Here is a 23,062-nt window from a genome sequence, read left to right as displayed (position 1 = left end):
AAATTCGATGCCGAAAGCCGATGGATCGAGCGCGCAGAAGGCCGCGCGGTGGCGGGAGACCGGGGCCGAGGCGATCATGGCCGAGCAGTGCGAGGCGCGGGGCGTGTGGGGTATCTGTGCCGCAGCGGCGCCCGGTGCCGCCCGCATCGGCGCCAGCGTTCTCGAGCGTGGAGGCAATGCCTATGACGCGGCGGTGGCGGCGGCATTGGCCGAGACAGTTCTGCTTCCGCCCAAGTGCGGGCTGGGAGGCGACCTGATCGCGATCGTCTGGCCGGCCGGCGCGGAAGCACCGGAATGCCTGATCGCTGTCGGCGGTGCTCCGGCCGGCCTTGCGGAAGCCGCTCGCGCTGGGCAGCTTGATGATACCGGGCCCTTTTCGGTTGGCGTCCCGGCCGCGCCTCACGGCTATGCCGCTCTGGCCGGCTGCGGTCGTCTTGGCCTTGAAGCGCTGGCCGGGCCCGCCATTGCCCTTGCCCGCCGCGGCATAGCCTGGGCGCGTATCTGTGCGGTGCTCTCGGACGAGAGCCGGGAACTGGTGCTTCGACTCAATCCGCAAGGCACAAGCTACTATCCGGGAGGCAGGGGGCTGGAGCCGGGCCAGACCATCGTGCTTCCGGGCATGGCCCGCCTGATGGAACGCTTCGCCGAGTATGGGCCGGCTCTCTACGAGAGCGATGTGGGCAAGCATGTCGTGGAGCGGGTGCAGGAGGCTGGCGGCGTTCTTACCGCAGCGGACTTCGCCTTTGCCCGAGCCGAGTGGATTTCGCCGGCCCGGGCCGCGAGCGACGGTTACGCCGTCTTTGCGACGCCCGCACCCACGCATGGGGCGTCGCTGCTGGAAGCGGTTTCGCGTCTCGGCGCGGCAGACGGTCAGGTGGATGGCTACGATGCGGCACTGGAGGCCATCGCCCGGCGGCGGGACACTCTTTCCGACCCCTCGGGCACGTCGATGGTTTCGGCCGTCGATGCGGAGGGGACGATGGTGGTCATCGTCCATTCCAATTCCTATCCGCGCTTTGGCAGCGGCCTTGTCGTGGAGCCATACCAGCTGATCCTCGCGAACCGTGCAGGAAGAGGCTTTAGCGCCATTCCCGGTCATCCCAACTTTCCCGCGGCGGGCAAACGGCCGGCGACGACGCTGCATGCCTGGGGCGTGTTGTGCGATGACGGTTCGCGCATGCTGGGCGCGACACCGGGGGGTACAAACCAGATGCCGTGGAACGTGGCCACGCTCGGACGCATCCTGAACGGGCAGCGGGAGGCGGGCCGCCTTGTCGTCGCACCGCGCTGGGAATGGCGGCCATCGGATGATGGCGTGCTGCTGGAAGAAGGTTTCGACGAAGCAACGCGGCAGGCCTTCCGCGACCGGGCACCGTCCTTTGGCGAGGTCGATCGCTGGGCGATGCGCTCGGCCATGCAGATCGTCACCTGTTCTTTGGACGGTGCTGCGACGATCGCAGCAGACCCGCGCACGGTGGGAGCGGCACTGGCGCTGTGAGGACGGCGGCAGCGCCGGAGTTCAGATCAATACAAGTTCAGATCAATAAAAGGAGAGAACGCGCCACCAGCGCGGTCGCGGAAAGGGCGGCGACGATCAGCACCATTGCCCTTACCTGCCGGGCGCTGACCCAGCGTGCGACTACGCCCGACACGAGGAAGCCGAGGACCATGGCGGGAACGAAGAGCAGGCTCTCCAATGCCTGCTGCAGGCTGAACTTGCCGGTCAGGAACAGCGCCAGAATGGAAATCGCGGAACTCGCGCAGAAAAAGGCGGCCAATGTGGCCTTGGCCGTATCGCCGTCGCTCTTGTGGTAGATGAGCGCAATCGCGGGCGATCCGGCGGAAGTGAGCGTGCCCATGACTCCGGAAATGAAACCTGCCGATACAAGGTTGCCGCGCGTCCGCTTGACTGAAAAACCCAGGGCCGTCAGCAGTACACCGAGCAGGATGAGCAGTCCGAAGACGAGGCCGAAGACGGATAGCGGCAGCAGCGCATAGACGCCGGCTCCGGCCAGCGAGCCAGCCACACGGCCGGACAGGGTCAGGGCGAGGCCGGGCCGGTCCAGCGGTCCGTGACGGCGCAGCAGCATCAGCATGGAAACCAGCATGGCCAGGACCAGCAGCGGGCCGGGGCCGATCGAAGGATCGATCAGGATCACCACCGGCGCCGCAACCAGCCCCAGGCCCACGCCGCTCAACCCCTGCATTACCGAGCCGAGCAGTACGGCCAGGCAGGCGAGCAGGAAGATCTGCGGCGTGGCGGCAATCGACACGCCGAGAACGTCTGCGAAGGCCTGGCCCAGAGCGCTCACGCGGCGAGGTATACCGTGCGGGTCGTGGTGTAGAAGTCCATGACGCCCAGGCCCGCCTGTTCACGGTAGGTCTGGTTGCTGGAATTCTTGATGCCGCCGAACGGTGCGGCACCGGAAACCCCGCCGGTTGCGCTGTTGATCTTCACGATGCCGGCATCGATGTCGCGCGCGAAGCGCTCGATCGTGGCATAGTCGTTGGTGACGATCGATGCGGCCAGGCCGTAGTCGGTGGCGTTCGCAAGCGCGACCGCCTCCTCATAGCTCTCGACACGGTGGAAGGCGAGGACCGGACCGAAGATTTCCTCCCGTGACAGCATGGAGCTTGCGGGGACATCGGCAAAGATCGTCGGCGTTACGAAGAAACCGCCCTGTTCGTCGGTGAGATCCGGCAGCGAATCGGAACCGAGCGCCAGTTCGAGGCCTTCCGCACGGGCCATGGCGATGGCCTTGCGCACCTTGTCGTATTGCGGGCGGGTGGCTACCGGCCCGATCTTGGTCGCCGGATCGAAGCCGTCGCCCGCGACCATGGCCGAGGCGATTTCTGCGACTCGGGCCACGATGGCATCGTGGTTGCCGCCGACGATGATCGCGCGGCTGGTGGCGGTGCACGCCTGCCCCGTGAGGTTGAATGCCCCCTGGGCGATGATCGCGGCGGCGCGGGAAACATCGGCATCGGGCATGACGATGCAGGCGTTCTTGCCGCCCATTTCCAGTTGCAGGCGCCGTCCGGGGCCGGCTGCGGCGTGGATGGCCGCGCCGACCGAGTAGGATCCGGTGAACGTCACGCCCTTGACCTGGGGCGCGGTTACGATCGCCTGTCCCAGCTCTGCCCCGGTGCCCTGCAGGAGCGCAATGGCATCAGCCGGCACGCCTGCATCCAGCAGGACCTGGACGAAGTTGCGGCCCGTCAGCGGCGTGGCTTCGGACGGTTTGAACAGGACGGCGTTGCCGGTCGCGAGGGCGGGGCCGATCTTGCGGGAAGGCAGCGAGATCGGAAAGTTCCACGGGGTGATGACCGCAATGACTCCCAAGGGCGCACGCACCGAATAGACCAGGCCGTCGGCTGAAGGGTAAGTCTCGCCCCGCATGCGTACCGCCTCGCCTGCATAGAGCCGCAGGTTCGCCGCCGCGCGTTTCCATTCCATGCGCGAAGCCCCGATCGTCTTGCCCTCTTCGCGGGTAAGATCTTCGGCATAGGTCTCGACGCGCTCAAGGATGAGGTCGGCGGCACGATTGAGAATCTCGACGCGGCGTTCATGGGGCGTGGCGGCCCATTTCGGCCATCCGGCTTCGAGAGCCGTGCAGGCTGCCTCGACATCGGCCGGTCCGGATTGGGGGATGATTCCGACAAGGTCCTCGCCCCGCGCGGGGTTCCGCCGCTCGTAGGTGTTGCCGCTTGCGGCGCCACACCAGGCGCCGGCCACGAAATTGTACTCGCTCATGCGCGCTTGGCCGCTTCGGGGATGGTCACTTTGCCGCCGCCAGTCTCGCGCATGTGCTCCGCGAAGGCTTCGATCGCCGCTTCGCACACTGCGATGTCCTGTTCGCCGTTGCCACCGGAAACGCCGATGCCGCCGACCACCTTGCCGTCAACGTAGATCGGATAGCCGCCGACGAAGACGGTGATGCGGCCATCGTGCTGGGTGAAGATGCCCCAGGCTTCCTCGCCCGGATAGGTATTGGTGAAAGTATGCGTGACCCGGCGATGCGCGGCTGCGGTGAAAGCCTTGTTCTGGGCGATCTGCACGCTCGTCACCTTGCCCTTGTCGAGACGGCGCAGGGCAATCGGATAGCCGGCATCGTCCGCGATGCAGATGACATGGGCACCGCCCAGTTCTTCGGACTTGGCCTGTGCGGCATTCAGAAGCAGTTCTGCCTCGGCGAGACTCAGCACGTTTTTCGTAAGCAAAAGGCGTACTCCACTATATCTACATACTGTATACACACTAGTGGCGGGGGGCTGTCAAGCGGCGGAGGAGCGCGGACAACCCGGGAAAATCGGCCTGCATTACACTCCTGTAAAATGGCGCTTGACAATCAGTATACCTCGCATAGTCTCAGATCGCACACTGTATACCGCATGCGATTTCGCTAGCGGAACGTGGCTCGCAGGAAACGGCATCAGCGACGCATACAAAGTGCGCGCTGTTGGAAACTGACATCTTTCATGAGGGGTATTCCATGCGTTTGAGCAGCGGACTTTCGATTTGCAACAGGCATCTGTGGTCTACAGCATCCCCACTCGTCCTGGGGGTGGCGACCGTGCTGGCGCCCGCGCCGGCCTTCGCCGGGGACGCATCTGAAGCGTCAACCTCCGCCAGCTCCGACGCAGGGACGGCCGATGCGGGCTCGCCCATTGTCGTGACCGGATCGCGCCGTGCGGCCCGTTCGCCGTCCGACGTGCCCGCTCCGGTCGATATCGTCAGTGCTGCGGAACTCAGCCAGCAGCCGAGCCCCGATGTTTCAAACCAGCTGCGCCTCGTGGTGCCGTCGCTCAACGTCAACGACAACCCGATCAGCGGCACTTCGGCGGGTATCAGGCCGGTTACACTGCGCGGCCTGTCGCCTGACCACACGCTCGTCCTGGTGAATGGCAAGCGTTTCAACCGGTCGTCCGATATTCCCAGCTTCTCCGGTGGTCTCTCGGACGGCTCGCAGAGCCCTGATATTTCGGTACTTCCTTCGATCGCGCTGAAGCAGGTGCAGGTGCTGCGCGATGGCGCGGCGGCGCAATATGGTGCCGATGCCATTGCGGGTGTCGTCAATTTCATCATGAATGACGCTCCCTCGGGCGGGCTGATCCAGTCGCAATTCAGCAGCACATATGAAGGTGATGGCGATACTTACCAGATTGCCGGAACCTATGGTGTGCCGCTGGGCGATTCCGGCTTCCTGCGGCTCAGCGGAGAATACAGCAGCGCGGATCGTGCCGTCCGCGCCGTTCAGCGCGACGATGCGGCCGCCTTGCAGGCCGCGGGTTACACCGATGTGCCTGATCCGGCGACCCGCTTCGGTACGCCGCAGGTGCGCGACAACATCAAGCTGTTCCTGAACGGCGCCGTCGATATCGGCATCGGCGAACTCTACACGTTTGGCGGCTATAACAGCCGCACGACGAGTGTGGATTTCTTCTATCGCAACCCGACGGACCGGGACGGTGTTTTCACCGATGGTGCCGGCAATTACCTCGTGGGCGACATGACGCCGGATGATGGCGTTGCTTGTCCGGGCACCGGTGCCGACGCCATTCCTGTCGGTTCCGCCGATGCTGCGGCACGGCTGGCTGCAGTCGCCGCAACCCCGAACTGTTTCACCATGACCAGCCTCTATCCCGGTGGCTACAGTCCCTACTTCATCAACAAGGTGAAAACCGTATTCGGAACAGTGGGCCTGCGCGGCGAACTGCTTCCGGACCTCAAGTACGACCTCAGTGTCGGCGCCAGCCGTTACGAGATGTCGATCTACGTGCACAACTCGGTCAACCCGAGCCTCGGAAGCGACAGTCCGACCGAGTTCTACAACGGTTCACGCATCCAGCAGGAACAGGTTGCCAATCTCGACCTCAGCTATCCTCTGGAGGTGGGCTTCGCAACGCCTTTGAACATTGCCGCAGGCGTCGAGTGGCACCGGGAAAAGTTCACGGTCAAGGCTGGCGAACCGGCATCCTATGAAGCCGGCGTCCTGGCTGGCCAGGGCTTCACTGTCGGCGAAGATGCCTATGCGGGCTATTCCCCGTACATCGCCGGCAGCCGTTCGCGCGACAACTGGTCGTTCTATCTGGACCTTGAGACGAATCCGATCGAGCAGCTCGATCTCGGTCTTGCTGCCCGTTACGAGAGTTTCAGCGACTTCGGCGACAAGGTCACGTACAAGATTTCGGGTCTGTTCCATGTGACCGACAGCCTGGGTATCCGCTCGACTTATGCGACCGGTTTCCATGCACCCAGCCCTGGCCAGCAGGCTTACACCGGCCTTGGTCAGCAGCTGACCGCCGATGGCACGCTCGTCCAGACCGGCATTATTCCGGCCGACAATCCTATCGCGCTGGCCGTAGGTGGCCAGAAACTGAAGCCGGAGACTTCGAAGAGCTTCAGTGCGGGTCTTGTTTTTGACAAGCCCTGGCTGAATGTCACGATCGACTACTTCAACATCAAGATGAAGAACCGCCTGACGCAGTCGCAAAGCTATTCGCTGACCGACACGCAGCGCGCGGAACTGATTGCCCAAGGCTATGCCTTCGCCAGTCAGATCGGCACGTTCAAGTTCTTCACCAACGACTTCTCCTCGACCACCCAGGGCGTCGATGTCGTTGCGACGGTCCCGCTGAACTTCATTCCTGCCGGGCAGACGGCGTTCAGCGCCGCGATGAACTACACGAAGAACGAAGTGACGTCCTACGATCCCACCGATCCCAACGAATTGCTGGACGAAGGACGGGTGATCCAGCTTGAGAAGATGCTGCCGCGCTGGCGTGGCAATGCCACGATAACGCACACCAGCGAGCGTTGGCACGGCCTTGTCCGTATGAATTACTACGGCAAGTACACCGAGCTGCACGTCAACTCGCTTGGGCTACGCTTCGATCCGGGCTCGGAGATCACGTTCGACGCCGAAGTGGGCTTCAAGCCGCTGGAGAACCTCGACATCGCGATCGGTGCGACCGACATCTTCGACAATCGCCCCGATCTGAACCCCTATCGCGGCATCCTGGGGTCGAAGTACCCGACGACGTCGCCGATGGGGCTTGCGGGTGGCACCTATTACCTTCGGGCCGGGATCACCTTCTAACGATTTACCCAACCTGCGAGATGGCCGGTCTGCCCTGTACTCCTGGGCAGACCGGCCTTTTTTTGTGCGTTTTCCCGCGCCCCGCCAATTGTTCCCGGCTGGGCTCTGTCGCTTATGCGGGCTGGGCGTGCGTGATCGAGGGATGCGAGCGCTCGCATGATCGCGCTTGTGGGTAGTGGCGTTGAGTGCAGGAGCCCCCCTCGCTGGATGCGAGGCACGTCGCCGCCGGGGCGAGGCGGTTCTGTAGTGGGGGCCGGAGGGTTGAACAGGCCCTCGAAATGCGTCCGCCACGGTGTGCACTGGCGTCAGAATGACGCGGATTCACGGACCTGAAGGAGCCTGGGTGGCCCCGGAACGGCAAAGCCCCGGCGCGTGGGATGCGCGCCGGGGCTTTGTTCCCAAAGAAGTCGTGGACCGGAGGTCTTCAGGTGTTCGCGTAAATCAGGAACAGTGCGAGCGTGGCTGCGGCGAGGAAGCCCAGGGCCACGGGAAGGAAATTCCGCCGGGCCAGTTCGTCAGGATTTACGTCGGCCATCGCGGCGGCCACGCAGACGCCGGACCAGGGCACAATGGTGCCGCCGCCGACCCAGACGCTGCCGATCTGGCCTATGCTGGCGAGAATTGCGGCATTTGCAGGAACCGAGCTGGCGACAGCGCCTGCAATGCTGCCGGTCAACGGCAAGCCGGAGAAGCCGAAGCCGTCGATGCCCGAGAGAATTCCGACGACCATGACGCCGAAGGGCAGGACGGGATTGTTTGGCCCCAGATAGGCGCTGGCCGCACGGCCCAGGTCGAGCAGAAAGCCCGGAGTGCCCGGCCCCAGAACCTGTGCGGCATGGTCCGGATCTCCGAGAAAGAAGAAGGCGACGATGGGCAGGACGGGAGCAAAGACCTTGACCGCGAAAGCAAACCCCTCGCGCAGATGGACAATGATCTGTTCCAGCGCGTGATGGCCGTCGTGGACCACGCAGGCGATGATGAGAATGCAGACGGCGCAGCCGCCAAGAAGTGCCGTCGCATCGCCACCATAGATCGCGTGCGCCGGATCAAACAGGGCGCGTGAGATGATGAGGGCGCCCATTCCAAACAGGACCGCCGGGGTCAGAATGGCCAGAAAGCGGGCATGGGGACCGAATTCGGTGCGACCTTCCGGCTGGCCGTGCGGCAAGGCCGAGGGGCTTGCCACGACAGTGCCGCGTCGCATGTCACGCCCAAGGAGAAGGCCAAAGACGGTAAGCGCGATGATGCCGACCACGCCGGCGAACAATACCGTATAGAAAAGGACGAGGCCCGGTGAAACGTGCGCGGCACTTGCAGAAATGCGCGTCGCTGCCTGGATCACGGGGTCGGAAGACAAGGCCATCCCGTGACCCGCGATATTGATTGCCGCCACTGCGCCGACCGCAGGCAGCCTCGCGCGGATGGCGACCGGCACGAGAACCGTTCCGACCAGTGCCGTTGCAGGCGAAGGCCAGAAGAAAATGCCGCAGACGAAAGTCGTGCAGGCCAGCGTTATGAAGGCGGATCGGGGGCCGACGATGAGCCGGCGGACCGGAACGATCATGAGTTCGTCCGCGCCCTCCTTGCTCATTGCCTTCAGCATGGCCAGCATGAGGGCTACCAGCAGCATGATGTCGAACAGGCCGATGCCTGCCATCAGGATCGAGCGGAACAGGCTCTGTGTGGCGAAAATCATCCGGTCCGGCATCGTCGTGCCGGCATTGGGGGACATGAAGGCCAGTGCCACGGTGCCCGCGATGGCGACGATCGCGACATTACGGCGCGCCACCATCACGAAAACGATGGTGGCGACGGTGAAGAGAAAGACCCAGTGGGCCGGGGTGATCGGCATGATTACTCCGTACTGCGCTTCTTGCGACCTTTCGAAATCTTTGTCTCGGTTCCACCAGCCTCGTTTGTCAGGCTGGAGCGGCCGAACTGATTGTTCGCTTCGATGATGGTGACCAGCGCATCCAGGAAGGCATCGCGCTGCTTGGCATCAAGGCAGGCCAGCAGTCGCGCCTGCGCACGCGTCATGTCGGGATAATGCCGGCTCAGCATTTCACGCCCGGCCTGGGTCAGGCGCACGAGTTTGGCCCGTCGGTCGACTTCACTTTGGCGGCGTTCGACCAGACCGGCCCGTTCCAGCCGGCGCAGCACATCGGCAACATTGGTGCGATCGATTCCAAGCTTGGTCGCGATGGCGATCTGGTCGATGTCGGGGTTGGTCGAAAGGATGGTCATCAGTCCATACTGGACAGGGGTAATGTCGGATTCGCCGACTTCCTCGAAGAACAGGGCATAGTGCAGCTGATGGACTCTGCGGATGAGGTAGCCCGGCCGCTTCCACAGCGGCAATTCCTCCATCAACTGGCGCAAGGAACCTTGTTCCTCGCCCGCGTCGCGGCGTGACGGCTCCACCCGATCAGTTTTTGCCATGCCCCTCAAATCCTTGATCTGATCGTATGTCGATTCGCTGTTTGGAGGGTTGAACACAGTATTATCGATCAGTATACCCCTTTTTTATCACAAGGGGCTCGAAATGCAGGCAACCGCCGCCGTCGCGGCCAACATCGAGGTTGTACAATCCGCTTGGAACCCGTTCAGCGCGATCCTGGCGGGGCTGCCCGATGCGCCTGGGCAAGAGGGCGCGCTGGCCGGGGTTGCCGTGTCCGTGAAAGATATTCTCGATGTCGCCGGAACTCCGACGCACTGGGGCTCGTTGGCTATGGAAGATGCCGCGCCCGCGGATCGCGACATGGAGGCAGTCGCACGGTTGCGGCGGGCCGGCGCGAGCATCGTGGCAAAGACCACGACAACGGAGTTCGCGCACAGTCCGCTTGGCTTTTCGCCCTTGACCGGCATGACGCTTAACCCGTGGAACCCGCATATGACTTGCGGGGGCTCGTCAAGCGGTGCGGGGGTGGCGGTCATCACCGGCGCTACGCCGCTGGCCCTTGCTACCGATGCAGGATGTTCGACGCGTCTGCCGGCGGCCTTGACCGGCGTCTTCGGCCTGAAGGCCACGTCCGGCCGCATCCCGCATGAAAAGGTGCCGGAAGGGTTTGCCAGCATTGTCCATCTGGGACTTCTGGCGCGCGATGCCGACTTGCTCGCGCGCGGCCTCGCGGCAGTGGCGGGGCCGCACCAGCGCGATCCGCAAAGTCTTTCGCAACCCGACCTGCAAGCCTCGATTCCGGGAGGGCCTGCCGATGCCTTTGCCGGGCGGCGGATCGCGCTTTGGCGATTTGCAGGCAATGACGTCCTCGATGACGATGTCGCATGTCAGATCGTCGATGCGGCAAAGCTGCTTGCGGATGCAGGTGCGCAGGTGGAACTGCTGGAATATCCGCTGGCGAATCCGACGCGGCACTGGGCGGTGCTTCAGGAAGTGTCCTGGGCCGCGCGAGCGGCTGCCGTGCCGAAGCGACGGGAGGAGCGTTTGTCTCTGACATTCCGGGCCGGCGCTGCCCGGGGGCAGGGGGCATCAGCGCTTGCGTTCAATGCTGCCCTTGCCGGACGAACTGCGGTTTTCCGCGCCGTGCAGCACGTTTTTGCAGCGGGGTATGATTTCATCCTTACCCCTTGTGCGGCGGCGGCGGCGGTCGCCGCCGATCATCCGGTCGATGCGCCGCTCGAAATCGGCGGTCGCAGTGTGGGGCCGTTACGAGAAGCATGGTTGCCGTATCTCTCGCTTTTCAATCTCTCCGGCCACCCGGCCATCACGCTGCCGTCGGGTCTCGACCGCAATGGCGTGCCCATGGGGCTGCAACTCGTGGCGCCCTGGTGGGGGGAGCACCGTCTGCTTGAGGCTGCCAGGGCGTGGGAAATCGTCCGTCCGCTTCTGACTTTGAAATCCTGGCCGAACAAGGAAGACCATTGATGGCAATGGAACCGCTCGCGACAAAGGGAAATTATCTCCACATCTACGATTTTCGCGTCGAGCCCGGCCGCGAGGAGGAGTTCATCGCCCTGTTCGACGAGTTCGACTATTCGGACGGGAACCCGATGCACAAGTCAGCCGCCCAGGTGAAGGATGGTGTCCTGTGCCGTGATACCACGGACCCGCAGCGCTTTTTCCTGATCGCCGAATGGTCGGACATCAAGGAACATGCAAGGATCCGCGCGATCCTTGCCGAGGAGATCCGGCCTGCCTTCATAAGCCTGATCGAGGGACGGCGTTTCGTGCCCACTTATGCCGAGGTCGTCTCGTCCACGCCGGACCATATTCTCAACCAGCCCGAATGACCGCGCGCGAAGTCTATGGCTTCTTTCGAAGCTCTACGTCCTATCGGCTGCGTCTTGCGCTCGCCGCAAAGGGGCTGGACTATTCGCCGCGCTTTATCAGCCTTCCCGGTGGAGCGCATCGCACGGAGGCATTCCTTGCGATCAATCCGCAGGGGCTTGTTCCCGTCCTTCGCGAGGAAGGGCGTGCGTTCACGCAATCTCTGGCAATCCTGGAGTACCTTGAGGAGCGCTATCCCGAGCCTCCGCTTTTACCTGCCGATCTGGTGGAGCGAGCCTATGTTCGTGCCCTGTCGCAGGTCATCGCCTGTGACATTCATCCGCTCAACAACGTGCGGGTCCTCACCTTGCTGCGCCAGGATTTCGGGATTGATGATGGCGGGGTGCAGCGATGGTACGAGCACTGGATTGCGACGGGCATGGCCAGCTTCGAGGCCATGCTGTCGTGTGAGTGCCGCCATGGACGCTATTGTCTCGGCGACAAGCTTACGATCGCCGACCTGTGTCTTGTCCCGCAGGTCGCCAATGCTCGCCGCTTCGCCTGTGATCTCTCGCCCTTTCCGCTTTCATGCGGCATCGCCGAGCGGGTCGAGGCGCTCGATGTGCTCGCCCCGGCGGCTCCAGGACGGCAGGCCGACGCTTTTTGAGGGCCTCGATCTTCAGGTGGCCGAGCGGACCTGATCGCGGGCGTAGCCAGCCACGGCTTTGTAGCTGTTGCTGATCGCGGCCAGTTCGGCAGGGTCGATAACATCCTCTATACGCTCGAAAGGGCGGTCGCCCGAGCGTTCATGCACGACTTTCAGGATTACGTCGGGCGGGGTGGTGCGGTTGGTTTGCACAACCCGGGATGTCGCAGGAAGGCGCTGGTCCGCGTATTCCTGAAGAGCCGCCTCGATCTTCCCGCTGCCAGCCGCGAGCGCGTCGGCCAGCGCCCGCGCATCGAGAATGGCCTGGCCCGCGCCGTTGGAACCGCGCGGATACATGGGATGGGCGGCATCTCCGAGCAGTGTCACCGTGCCTTTGGACCACCATGGCAGGGGATCTTTATCGACCATGGGATATTCGAGGATCGTGTCGGCCGCGCGGATCATCGCAGGCACATCCAGGAAGTCGAAATGCCAGTCCTCGAACGCGTGGATGAAGTCGTCGAGGCGGCCTCGGCGGTTCCAGTCCTGGCGCGTGTGGTCCGGTGTTTCGATTTCGGCGACCCAGTTTATCAGTTGTGTGCCTTGTCCGTCGATATTGTCCCGAATGGGGTAGATGACCATTTTCCCATGGCTAAGCCAACCGGCCCTGACGTAGCTTGCACCATCAAGATAGGGCTTCCAGCGCGTGACGCCGCGCCACATGTTGACGCCTGAATAGATCGGCGGGCCATCATCGGGATGCAGAAGGCTGCGGATGGCGGAATGGATGCCGTCTGCCCCGACCAGCGCGGAACCGATCACACTTGGCAAAGGAGTTCCTGTAGCGTCCACGAAGTGAACGAGGACCTTGTCCCCGCGCTGCTCAAAACCTGTGCAGCGATGGCCTGTGACGATTGTCCGGGTGCCGGTGCGCGCTACGAGAGCGCTTGCCAGGATCTGCTGCAGATCACCGCGGTGGATCTGGAACTGGGGGACGTCATAGCCGGCCGAGAGGCCCACGGCCTCGGTATGAACCAGCTGACCGAAGCGCGTGTAGAAACAGGAATTGCGGGCCGTAATCGCCGTGCGCTCCAGCGCTTCGCGCAAGCCAAGTTCGCATAGCTGCGCACTGGCGTGGGGGAGAACGCTGATACCCACTCCGAGAGGGGAAAGCTGCGGTGCAGCTTCGAAAATCGTGCTTTTTATACCGCGCTCGTGGAGCATGAGCGCCAGGCTCAACCCACCAATTCCGGCGCCGATAATGATGACTTCGTCCGTGCCCAAGCCCGTGCTCCGTTCGCGTTTCCCGGATAGGGATAACTGGTCGATCTGCAGAGTCAATATAAGATGTATACTGATTAAATTGCAGAGAGAGGGGATAATGAATGTGAGACAGCGAAAGGATTGCCGACATGCGGATGGGAGAAGGCGCGGGCTACCGTGAGTGCCGGGCATCGAGGGCGATGCCGGCCAGGTTCTGTTCGCGCTTGATCCAGCGGATTCGGGCGGGTGGGGCCTTGGCGGCCAGGGTCAGGAACCGGGCTGCATGACGGTGTTCGGTGCGGTGATTGGCCAGAGCGGCATTGGCTTGCGTTATCACTTCGCGCGAATCGCCGATCAACTCGACCTCGCTCAGGCCGGACGCCTGCGACACTTCCAGTGCCAGGATCAGGGCCAGCCACTCGGCGTCGGTGTTTGTTCCGATGCCGAGATCGTCGAACAGATGCACGACGCCGCGCACTACGATGGCGGCCTCCATCCGGCCCGGGTTGGGGCGACAACCGCCATCGAAGAAGACTTTCACTCTTCGGCGCGCCATGGCTTCAGGGCTTCGTTATCGCGTAGAGATGATACGCGCTGCCGTGGGACGGCAAAGGCGAGAACGTCCATCCGAGACCGGAAAGGTTCGACCGCACACAGTTCCAGAAGGGCCGCTCCAGGACCAGTGCATATTGCGCGCGATTGGCACGTGCGATCCGGTCCAGCGCTCTGCCCCAGTGACAGGCGTCGCGCGTTGCCGCCTGATGCGCCGCGATGCTGGATGGCGTTTTGAGCCCTACAACATCGATCAGGCGCATCTGCGGTGCCGCCCATGCGGCCATGCCGGCATCGTGGATGAGGATCCGGGACCCGGGTGGGAGCGGAGTGAGGCTGGCGCGCATGGCTGTGACTTGAGCTCCATACCAAGCGCGGTCCCTGTCTAGATCGGCCATGCGGCCAGGCAGACCGAAGGCCGCGCTCAAGCCCACAAATGCGATCAGAATGGACATGACACGCGCTCTGTTCGCCTGCGCGTATCCCAGAATGAAAACCGGCACCAGCGGTCCCAGATAGCGCGCCGCATTCCAGGTGAAGGCACCGGGAAGCAGCAGCAAGAGAAAGAGGACAACTGGGGTCAGAAAGCCCCAGGCCCGCCAGTCCCGAAGGCCGGCCAGCCCCGGAAGCAGAACGATAAGGCCTGAATTCACCAGCCCGCCGCCGAGGGCAAGGACGCGTTGGGCAATGGACCAGTCTGCCTCGCGGAAAAATGCGAGCTTGGCGGCCATCGTCCCAGGCAGAATATGTCCGGTTGCGAAATAGCTCCAGGCCGCGAACGGCAACGCCCCGGCCAGTGCCCATGCGATGGCTTGCACACGCCGGGCATGGCTCGCATCCCGCAGTGTCTGCAGCATGGCAAGGCCGGCCAGAATGGCCAGCTCAGGCCTTACAAAAGGCGCAATCCCGGCCAGCAAGGGCAAGCGGCGATCGAGCAGGAGCAGCCAAGTCACCGTCGCGCAGGCCAGCCCGGTTTCGAGCCCATTTGCCATCAGGGTTGGCAGGGTTCCGGCCAACAGACCGGTCAGCGTGAGAACCGGAACCTGCCAGCCTCTTGCGCCTGCGCGCTGCACCAGCAGATCGAGCCCTACGGCATAGGCCAGGGCGGCGGCGAGGCAGATGGTCATGGCGGCATAAGGCAAGGGCATGACCAGCCCCAGGCCTGCCATCAGCGCCAGATGGGCCAGACTGGTAGCACCGATGAGGGGCGATACGGCGTAAGTCGCATCCCAGCCCTGCAACAAGGCGCGGGCATTGTGCATGGTGATATAGGCATCATCGAGGGGGAAATCGCCCCTCCAGCCCACGGCCAGCATCGCCACGGCCACGGAATAGGCCGCGTACCGCACGGGCGCGGGAATGGCCCGGTCCGCAATCCGGCCGCCTTGACGCGGCGTGGTCATCGGCGTGGCAACAGACCCCTGCATCAGGCGAGGCTGGCCGAAAGGCCTTCCCCTGCTTCTGTGCGAACACCGCTGTGACGGTGCAAGAGCGAGGCCGTGCGCCAGCACAGGAACACCAGCGCAGGAGCGATCAGGGCCACTCCGGCGTTTTCAGCACCGATACTCGTGCTGGTGTCCACGGTCATGATCGTGGTCCAGCCCAGACCGAACCCGCACACGAACCAGCTCGGCAGGAGCAGCGATAGCACGTCCCGTCCGCTGCACCGTTCCAGCAGGTCGGGGATGACGAAAGCCAGCGCGATACCCAGAATCGTCAGGTCGTAGTCGTAGCCATAAGGGCTGACGAACAAGGACGCCGCGCAAGTGAGCGCTGCAAGATGGTGAAAGGCTATCCCGCGCAGGCAGGCCCAGCCCAACAGCCCGAGCGAGGCAAGGGCGCCGATCACTTGCAGCACCATCGCTCCCGCCGCACCGAATCCGAACGTATAGGCAGACGCGTAAAGCGAGCTCATGCGGAACAAGAGGTAATCGCCATTGGCGAGAAATCCGCTGGCCTCTTCCACGCCGTTGCGGAAATCCAGCCAGATGCCGGTGCCATAGGCCCAGGTGGAGAGGCCCAGGAGCAAAAGGGCCACTGCCCCTGCTACGAACAGCACCGGCCAGCGCCGCTGCAGCAGTGTAACAAGGCCCACGCCGGCGGCCAGATGCGGCTTGATGATCATCAGCCCGAGCGGCAGCCCGGCGACTGTCCGGTTATGGCGGAAAGCCAGCAGAAAGGCACCGATCAACCCGGCGATGAGGAAGCCGTTCTGCCCGGTCCGCAGGTTGAGGATGACCGCGGGCATGACGGCGACAACCACTGCCAGGAAGGCCTCGCCCGCGATCCGGCGCAGCACCCACAGATAGAAAGCGAAGCTCGTGAGCGTGAACAGGGCAAAGGCCACGCCGACGGGCAGGCTGGCCAGTCCCTGCATCATGAGAGTGAACGGCGGCGGATAAGTCCAGGGCATGAAACCCCGGACGCCCGAGGCCTGCTGCTGCGCTGCGAGCATCTCGCGCATGTGATAGGTTTCGCCTGCCCGCCCCTCGGCGGCCATGCGGCCGGCAATGTGGAAAGCGTCGAAGTCGGTGAGAACCTTGTGCTGGGCCAGCAGTTCCGGCGCCTGAAAGCGCAAGGCGGATACCAGCACGAGCACAAGGCTCGCAGCGATCACCGCAAAGAGCAGGGGCCGGCTTGCCGCAATCCGCCCGGCCACCGGGGAGCGGCATGGGATCACAGCTGCGTTCCCTTGAAGATGCGTTCGGGCACGGCGCGGATCACGCCCATCACCAGCCGCCAGACCGGCTTCACATAGATCACGTCGCGCTTTTTCGAGACGGCTGCGAAAATGGCTTCGGCAACCTGGCCGGGATCGGCCGTTAGGCGGGCGGGCAGGTCCATGCCTTCGGTCATGCGGGTCCGCACGAAGCCGGGCAGGACCGTGAGTACATGGACGTTCTTTTTCGCCAGCCGGTTGCGCAGCCCTGAAAGGAAGGCGGTGTAGCCCGCCTTGGCCGAACCATAGACATAGTTGCTGGCCCGGCCCCGATCACCCGCGACGGAACTGATGCCGACGAGCGTCCCGCTGCCGCGCGCCTCGAAGCGTTCGGCGAGCAGGCCGGTCATCAGGGCCGGTCCTTCGTAATTGCTACGCATGACAAGGCTCGCTGCTTCCAGATCGCTCTGCGAGACCGCCTGATCGCCCAGCAGGCCGACCGCGCAGATGGCCACTTGCGGCAGCGCGGGAAGACTGTCGAGGAAAGCCCCGAAGGTGCCGGGCGCCAGCAGGTCGAGTTCGTGCATCGTCGCGCGGACGCCATGGCGCAGGGCGATGTCGGCGGCATCGGCCTCCAACTGGGCCGCGTTGCGGGCGGCAAGCTGCACGTCGTATCCCGCTGCGGCAAAACGGTGGGCTGCCGCCAGGCCGATATCCGAGCGGGCGCCGATTACGAGTACAGAGGAAGTCACAGATTGAGCCTTTCCGCCATGCTGGAGCGAAATGAGGTGAGGCCGCGCTCTTCGCGCAGCGCGGCAAGGTCGCGGGCTCTCGGGTCCGAGGCGCGCAGGGTGGCCGCGCTCATGCGCGCATCCTTGGCGAGGTAGAAGCGCCCGCCGTGATCGATGGTGATGGCATCGAGCCGTTCCATCAGGGCAAGCGCCTGCGGGTTGACCGGGAAATCGAGCGCTAGGGTATAGCCTTCGCGCGGGAAGGAAATCGGGCCTTCGCCGGGCCCCATGCGTTTCAGCACGGCCAGGAACGAGCCTTGCCCGCTGGCGCTGATCGTGCGGAGCAGCGCGGTCAGACCGGCAGCGGCGCTTTCCAGCGGGATAACGCACTGGAACTGCGCAAAACCGCGGCGGCCATAGATCCGGTTCCATTCCAGCAGCGCATCGAGCGGGTAGAAAAATCCGTCCCAGTCCACCAGCGCTTCGCCGCGCTGCGCGACGGCGCGGTGATAGTAGAGCGCATTGAAAGCCCGCACGGTCAGCGAATTGAGGGCCATTTGCGGCGCATCGAAAGGCACTTTGCGGAACCGGCGGCGCGGCGTGGCGAACGGGGCATCGCGCCGCGCGCCCAACTCGTCCAGCCGCGCGTGCTCGCCCAGCATCAGCGAAGAGCGGCCCAGCCCTTTGCCGCCATGCAGGCAGTCGATCCAGGCGACCGAATAGGTCGCTCCGGCATGTTCCTCGAACAGCGCCATCGCCGTTTCGAGATCGGGGGCAGGCAGGGTCTGCTGGCGGATCCATCCACTTTCGACCGGACGCAAGCGGAAGGCCAGCCGCAGCACGATCCCGGTCAGCCCCATCCCGCCGATCGTCCATGCGAACAGCTCGGCGTTCTCCTCCCGGCTGCACCGCCGGACTTCGCCGTCCGCGCCAAGCAGTTCGATCCATTCGACGCAGTGGCCGAAGCTGCCATGCTTGTGATGGTTCTTGCCGTGAACATCGGCCGCCACCATGCCGCCCAGCGTCACGAACTTGGTGCCCGGCGTGACTGCGGGAAACCAGCCGCGCGGCAGGAAGACCGCGATCACGTCCGCCAGCAGCACCCCGGCTTCCGCCACCAGTATGCCGCTTTGCGCGTCGAAGGAGAGGATGCGGTTGAACCGGCGCATGTCGATGGTGCCGGCGGGGCCGAGCGCGCAGTCTCCATATCCGCGCCCATTGCCTCTGGCGATCAACGGCCCCTGCGCGATCAAGGCCTGCAAGTCCGCTTCGGAGCGGGGGACATGGACAAGGCAGTCCTGCCGGGGGAACCGGCCCCAGCCCGACAGCATCACGGCGCCGGACTCCAGTCCTGCGCGTCCTGCCGGGAGAAAACGAACCGGCGATCGAGCCGGTATTTCACGACATACCCGATCGACAGGCCGATGGCGGCCCCGGTTTCGCGCGCGATCTGCGAGTGCCAGATCAGCCAGAACAGCGTCTCGGCGCCCCAGAATATGGCCGTCGTCGCCACGCCCATCAGGACATAGAGCGAGAACCGTTTGCCGTGCGCTTGCAGGCCCTGCGAACGGTCGTCGAAGATCCAGCGTTTATCGAGAACATACTTGAGGACCAGCCCGGCCAGCGTCCCTGCCGCCACTGCCGCGCCAAACACAATGGCGGGCGCCAGCGCCGGTGCGGCGCCTGCGCCAGCGAAGACGACGCGCTGGACGGCAAGGTTCGCTACAGTGGCAAGCACCGCAAAGGCGATATACCGCGCGGCAAGGACGTGCGGGCTCACAGCATCGTCCCGGCCACGCCCAGCGCGAGGATGGCGAGGCCGCAAAGCTGGCTCGTGCGGTCGCAGGCGGCGAACACCAGCGGATCGTCGTGCATCTCGCCGCGATGGGTCAGGATCGCGATGCGGCTGTTCCAGAACAGGAGGATCAGGCAGACTCCCCACAGCATCTCGGGCCGGCTGTAGAGCTGGAGCACCGGCGCCGAATTGGCATAGAGTGCCAGCACCATTACCGAGATCATGCCCGAAGCCACCACGATGTTGCCGATAACGGCAAGGTCATCGACATGGTATCCGCGTCCATGCGCCGTCACCAGCCCGGAAGCGACGCCGTCGACCAGTTCGGCCTGACGCTTCACGGCGGCGAGTGAGAAAAAAAAGAAGATCGAAAAGGCCAGCAGCCAGACCGAACTCGGAATTCCCGTCGCCGCGCTGCCTGCCAGAATGCGCATGGTATAGAGCACGGCCAACATGCAGATATCGATGACCACCAGCCGCTTGAGCTTGAACGAATAGGCGGCCGTGGCGGCGAAGTAGAGCAGCAACATGCCCAGCAGGGCCGGGCCGGAGATCAGCGCAACCGCAATGCCTGCCAAGGCCAGGGCTGGCACCATGGCGGTGCCCAGCGGCAGACTGACGGCGCCCGATGCCAGCGGCCGGTTGCACTTGCGGGGATGCGCACGATCCGCGTTGAGGTCCAGCAGGTCATTGAGGACATATGTACTGGAAGCGATCAGGCTGAAGGCGATGAAGGCCAGCAGGGCCTGCCCGAAAGCCGCGGCCGTAAGTTCATGCGCGGCGATCATCGGCACGAAGATCAGGAAATTCTTGAGCCACTGGTGCGGGCGAACCAGCCGCAGGGCTGCAGGCATCCGGCGGCGCGGCTTTTCCGGCGTTACTTCCGCTGCCGTCAGGACCGGCCTCAATACCGGCGCCAGATCGGATGGTAGAGCTGTCAGATGCTCTAATTCGGCATAACATCCCTGCCCCAGAAGAGCGTCGAGGCGGTTGCTGCGGGCCGTGCCAGGGCCCGCCACGTCGTGAATTTCGTCGAACAGGCCGAGGTGGGCTCCCACGGCGCGGGCCGCTTCGGGATGGCCGTCCGAAACGAGCGCAACCCGTCCGCCACGGCCGCGCCATTCGCGCACGGAGGCGAGCACGTCGTCGCGATAGGCCTGCCGTGTCGGCGCGGCCAGAGACGCAGCCTCGAACCGGTCGCGCAGCGGCGCACCGCGGCGTTCGCGCGCCAGCGCTTCGAACGGGGCCGACCAGCGCACCGATGCGGCGTTCCAGAACGCTTCCAGCGTGCTTTCCGGCCACCGGACAATGTCGCTCAGGCCGACAACAAGAACCAGTCTCGTTGTATCCCAACCGCTAGCGCTCATTGCTGAATGTCCCCTGGAGAATGCGCCTGCGCGCCGCCTTGCGGAAACAACCCATGGGGCGAATACGGTTAATTTATCGATAATCGAAACGGGCCCGGGAAAGCTCGCCAGCGGCCCTCCGCTCGCGTATCTCTGGCGGCGAAGGAGAGCCCCTTGCGCGATTGCGATGACCAGACCGAGACCATGGCCTTCCTGTCCAGGCCGGAAACCTATGGGCTGTCCGGACGGGTGGAGCGGATAGATACCCACGCTGCCGTGGTGTTCCTGGCCGGGGACCAAGCCTTCAAGCTCAAGCGGGCCGTGCGCTATCCTTATCTCGACTTCTCGACCGTGGACCGGCGCAAGGCCGTCTGCGACGCGGAACTGGTGCTCAACCGCCGGACCGCGCCGGACCTTTACCTGGCCGTTCAGCCCGTGGGCAGGCAGCCCGATGGCCGTCTGGCGCTGGGCGAAGGCGAGCCGGTCGACTGGGTGGTGGTCATGCGCCGTTTCGCGCCCGAATGCCTGCTCGATGCCATGGCCCGCAAGGGACCGCTGGCGCCGGACCTGATCCGCGATTTGGCCGATCGCATCGCGGCGTTCCACGATACGGCGGAAGCGGTGCAAGGCCCCGGCGCGGACCGGGTGCGCGCCGTGATCGATGGAAACCGCACGAGCATGGCGGCCCTGCCCGAAGCGCTGCTGCCCGCCGCCCGGTGCGACCGGCTCCACCAGCGCAGTCTCGAAGGTCTCGAAACTCTGGCCCCGTTGCTCGACCGGCGTGGGCAAGCCGGCCACGTCCGGCACTGCCATGGCGACCTGCATCTCGCCAACATCTGCCTGTGGCAGGGCCAGCCGACCTTGTTCGACTGCCTCGAATTCGATCCCGAACTGGCCACTACGGACGTGCTCTACGACCTCGCGTTCCTGCTCATGGACTTGTGGCAGCGCGGGCTCCATGCCGAAGCCTCGCACCTGTTCAACCGCTATTGCGACATGCGGGCCGAAAGCGATGGCTTGGCTGCGATGCCTCTCTTCCTGTCGATGCGCGCTGCCGTGCGGGCCCATGTCAATGCCAGCGCGGCCGAACGGCAGGCAGATGCCGCCCAGCGCGAGGACAAGGCCGCGGCGGCGCGCGGCTATCTCGATGCCGCGCTCGCCTTCCTCGACCGCAAGCCGCCCCGGCTGATCGCGGTCGGCGGCCTCAGCGGCACCGGCAAATCGACACTCGCAGGCAAGCTGGCCCCGCTGTGCGGCGGCGCGCCCGGCGCCCGCTGGCTGCGCAGTGACGTGCTGCGCAAGCGGCTGGCCGGCGTTCTGCCCGAACAGCCGCTGCCACCCGAAGCCTATACCCGGGACCACAGCGCCGAGGTGTATCGTACCCTGATGGAAGAGTCGCGCCGCACCCTGGCGGCAGGGATGGACGTCATCGTCGATGCCGTCTTCGCCGATCCAGCCGAGCGCCGTGCCGCCGCCGATGCCGCCGCGCACTGCGGCGTGCCTTTCACCGGCCTGTGGCTCGAAGCCCCCGCCGACACGATGCGCACCCGGGTCGGCGCGCGGCACGGCGATGCTTCGGATGCGAATGCCGCCGTGGTCGATCGCCAGCTCAGCTATGATCTGGGTGATCTCGGGACCTGGCGGCGGATTAATGCGGGAGGGTCGCCGGATGCTGTCCTGATGGCGGCGATGGAGGGAATTGAACCCTCGCCGTAAGCTTGGGAAGGCTGCGGGAAACGAGAAACGCGGGAGAAATTTGCCGTTCTTCATGTCGAAGGGCGCTCTTCTGGAGCCGCCCGTGCCTCAGCGTTGCCGGAGCGTTCGGTTTACGAGCTCAGGCCGTTCATGATGGCGTATATATCGCTTGTCGCGACCGCCGGGCGAAGGGAGGAGTCTCCCTCGCTCACCTTCCATCGCCTGATCGCCATCCGCTCATCGCCTAGTGGGATGGCGAAATAGGCCCCCGATTCCTCTCCAGGGCTTTCAGCTTCGGCTATGACCGGCAGGTCGAGCGCCCACAGGCCATCGGCACCCACGATTTTCGTTTCAGCGGGAACGCCCATCCAACGGGTCAGGTCGATGAGCTGGGAGACTTCGGCCTGTCCTCCGCGAAAGGTCGCGAAGCGCCCCAGCTTGCTCACGGTGCCGCACGAGGTCACGATCGCATCGCCTGGAAACTGTGCCTCCACTTCCAGAGAGACCTGAACCGGATCGACGAGGACCACAGGCTCGTGGGTCAGCACAGCTTCACCACTGCCCTGGGCGTAGTAGGCCGGCCATTCGCGAACGATCATTGGTTCCAGAACGGCGCGCGCCGCGGCATTGAGCCGCTCTGGCAGCATCAGGTCGAGACCGCCGCCCCCCACCTCGCTGTCGCCGGTCAGGAGCAGGATGCGAAGATCCGGATCGATCGCGCGCAGCGCGAGCGCCACGATACAGGGAAACACGCCGAACCCCAGGATCGCAAACTCATAAGTCTTCATCGCAATCGCCCCAGATCTGCGGCGAGACTGCCGGCCGGGCATCCTGAACACAACCCGAAAGACGTCGACTCGACGGTTACATCGCTTGTTAACTTACAGGGCTTGAAGTTTACTATGCCAAGCTTGTGCACCATTGGCATGAAAGTCGCGTCAATTCGGTACAGTCGCTGTTATATTTGCGGCGGAAATCGTCATAAAATATTGATAATGAATGGTTTTTAAAACCATGTCATTTGCAAGTCATTGAATCTCGATTGACTCC

20 protein-coding genes are annotated in these 23,062 nt (G+C 64.2%); 6 read left to right on the top strand and 14 right to left on the bottom strand.

Annotation, left to right across the window (positions count from 1 at the left end; genetic code table 11):
* Positions 1-7 precede the first annotated feature (7 nt).
* Complete coding sequence (locus NN5_RS05465; protein ID WP_067733005.1) at positions 8-1,498, top strand: gamma-glutamyltransferase; 1,491 nt, start codon at positions 8-10, stop codon at positions 1,496-1,498.
* Positions 1,499-1,535: 37 nt separating this feature from the next.
* On the opposite strand, the gene NN5_RS05460 is transcribed toward NN5_RS05465, so the two are convergent.
* The 3 genes from NN5_RS05460 to NN5_RS05450 are packed head-to-tail and all read right to left on the bottom strand — an operon-like array spanning position 1,536 to position 4,206.
* On the bottom strand, positions 1,536-2,312 hold the full coding sequence (locus NN5_RS05460) for a sulfite exporter TauE/SafE family protein (protein ID WP_067733004.1): 777 nt from the start codon (positions 2,310-2,312) through the stop codon (positions 1,536-1,538).
* Positions 2,309-3,754, bottom strand: coding sequence for an aldehyde dehydrogenase family protein (locus NN5_RS05455; RefSeq protein ID WP_067733003.1), 1,446 nt, complete (start codon positions 3,752-3,754; stop codon positions 2,309-2,311). The genes NN5_RS05460 and NN5_RS05455 overlap by 4 nt, the downstream gene beginning before the upstream one ends.
* Entirely contained in the window at positions 3,751-4,206 is a 456-nt protein-coding gene (locus NN5_RS05450; protein WP_217998605.1) for a GlcG/HbpS family heme-binding protein, read from the bottom strand. Before NN5_RS05450 ends, NN5_RS05455 begins: the two co-directional genes overlap by 4 nt.
* A gap of 467 nt (positions 4,207-4,673) precedes the next feature.
* Here NN5_RS05450 and NN5_RS05445 point away from each other — a divergent pair, with 467 nt between their 5' ends.
* Positions 4,674-7,100 (top strand): TonB-dependent receptor plug domain-containing protein, encoded by a 2,427-nt coding sequence (locus NN5_RS05445; protein ID WP_217998604.1) that lies wholly within the window; start codon positions 4,674-4,676, stop codon positions 7,098-7,100.
* A 424-nt stretch (positions 7,101-7,524) separates the two neighbouring features.
* Here the strand turns inward: NN5_RS05445 and NN5_RS05440 are convergent, their stop codons facing one another.
* Together NN5_RS05440 and NN5_RS05435 are read right to left on the bottom strand one after the other, a co-directional pair.
* Positions 7,525-8,952: a hypothetical protein gene (locus NN5_RS05440; protein WP_067733000.1), complete on the bottom strand. Its 1,428-nt coding sequence runs from the start codon at positions 8,950-8,952 to the stop codon at positions 7,525-7,527.
* Positions 8,953-8,954: 2 nt separating this feature from the next.
* The gene (locus tag NN5_RS05435) at positions 8,955-9,596 is read right to left on the bottom strand and encodes a MarR family winged helix-turn-helix transcriptional regulator (RefSeq protein WP_217998602.1); all 642 of its coding nucleotides are present in this window, start codon (positions 9,594-9,596) and stop codon (positions 8,955-8,957) included.
* A gap of 46 nt (positions 9,597-9,642) precedes the next feature.
* On the opposite strand from NN5_RS05435, the gene NN5_RS05430 reads away from it, so the two are divergent.
* From NN5_RS05430 to maiA, 3 genes are read left to right on the top strand one after another with little or no spacing between them, the layout of a single operon-like run.
* Positions 9,643-10,983 carry an amidase gene (locus NN5_RS05430; RefSeq protein ID WP_067732999.1) on the top strand — a complete coding sequence of 447 codons (1,341 nt, stop codon included), beginning with the start codon at positions 9,643-9,645 and terminating at the stop codon, positions 10,981-10,983.
* Positions 10,983-11,348, top strand: coding sequence for an NIPSNAP family protein (locus NN5_RS05425; protein ID WP_067732998.1), 366 nt, complete (start codon positions 10,983-10,985; stop codon positions 11,346-11,348). Before NN5_RS05430 ends, NN5_RS05425 begins: the two co-directional genes overlap by 1 nt.
* Positions 11,345-11,992 (top strand): maleylacetoacetate isomerase, encoded by a 648-nt coding sequence (maiA, locus tag NN5_RS05420; protein ID WP_067732997.1) that lies wholly within the window; start codon positions 11,345-11,347, stop codon positions 11,990-11,992. The genes NN5_RS05425 and maiA overlap by 4 nt, the downstream gene beginning before the upstream one ends.
* 12 nt (positions 11,993-12,004) lie before the next feature.
* Here the strand turns inward: maiA and NN5_RS05415 are convergent, their stop codons facing one another.
* The 8 genes from NN5_RS05415 to NN5_RS05380 form a co-directional block, all read right to left on the bottom strand.
* Positions 12,005-13,255, bottom strand: coding sequence for a flavin-dependent oxidoreductase (locus NN5_RS05415; protein WP_217998600.1), 1,251 nt, complete (start codon positions 13,253-13,255; stop codon positions 12,005-12,007).
* Between the two features lie 151 nt (positions 13,256-13,406).
* The gene (locus NN5_RS05410) at positions 13,407-13,790 is read right to left on the bottom strand and encodes a ribonuclease HI (RefSeq protein ID WP_084384747.1); all 384 of its coding nucleotides are present in this window, start codon (positions 13,788-13,790) and stop codon (positions 13,407-13,409) included.
* Between the two features lie 4 nt (positions 13,791-13,794).
* A complete protein-coding gene (locus NN5_RS05405) occupies positions 13,795-15,189 on the bottom strand; it encodes a DUF8728 domain-containing protein (RefSeq protein WP_157081023.1) in 1,395 nt (464 codons plus the stop codon).
* Between the two features lie 23 nt (positions 15,190-15,212).
* Entirely contained in the window at positions 15,213-16,403 is a 1,191-nt protein-coding gene (locus NN5_RS05400; RefSeq protein WP_157081022.1) for a glycosyltransferase family 87 protein, read from the bottom strand.
* 59 nt (positions 16,404-16,462) lie between these two features.
* A complete protein-coding gene (locus NN5_RS25650) occupies positions 16,463-17,197 on the bottom strand; it encodes an SDR family oxidoreductase (RefSeq protein ID WP_067732993.1) in 735 nt (244 codons plus the stop codon).
* Entirely contained in the window at positions 17,194-18,507 is a 1,314-nt protein-coding gene (locus NN5_RS05390) for an FAD-binding oxidoreductase (RefSeq protein WP_067732992.1), read from the bottom strand. The genes NN5_RS25650 and NN5_RS05390 overlap by 4 nt, the downstream gene beginning before the upstream one ends.
* Complete coding sequence (locus NN5_RS05385) at positions 18,507-18,956, bottom strand: GtrA family protein (protein WP_067732991.1); 450 nt, start codon at positions 18,954-18,956, stop codon at positions 18,507-18,509. The genes NN5_RS05390 and NN5_RS05385 overlap by 1 nt, the downstream gene beginning before the upstream one ends.
* Positions 18,953-20,338 carry a UbiA family prenyltransferase gene (locus NN5_RS05380; protein ID WP_067732990.1) on the bottom strand — a complete coding sequence of 462 codons (1,386 nt, stop codon included), beginning with the start codon at positions 20,336-20,338 and terminating at the stop codon, positions 18,953-18,955. The genes NN5_RS05385 and NN5_RS05380 overlap by 4 nt, the downstream gene beginning before the upstream one ends.
* Before the next feature lie 153 nt (positions 20,339-20,491).
* Here NN5_RS05380 and NN5_RS05375 point away from each other — a divergent pair, with 153 nt between their 5' ends.
* On the top strand, positions 20,492-22,033 hold the full coding sequence (locus tag NN5_RS05375) for a bifunctional aminoglycoside phosphotransferase/ATP-binding protein (RefSeq protein WP_245656251.1): 1,542 nt from the start codon (positions 20,492-20,494) through the stop codon (positions 22,031-22,033).
* A gap of 110 nt (positions 22,034-22,143) precedes the next feature.
* Here NN5_RS05375 and NN5_RS05370 read toward each other — a convergent pair whose 3' ends face one another.
* Positions 22,144-22,800, bottom strand: coding sequence for a hypothetical protein (locus NN5_RS05370; protein WP_067732989.1), 657 nt, complete (start codon positions 22,798-22,800; stop codon positions 22,144-22,146).
* Positions 22,801-23,062 lie beyond the last annotated feature (262 nt).

Source organism: Novosphingobium naphthalenivorans NBRC 102051 (assembly GCF_001590985.1).
In the GTDB taxonomy this organism is placed as follows: Bacteria; Pseudomonadota; Alphaproteobacteria; order Sphingomonadales; family Sphingomonadaceae; genus Novosphingobium; species Novosphingobium naphthalenivorans.
The sequence above is the reverse complement of the archived record's forward strand: the minus strand, read 5'-3'. Positions and strand labels throughout refer to the sequence as shown.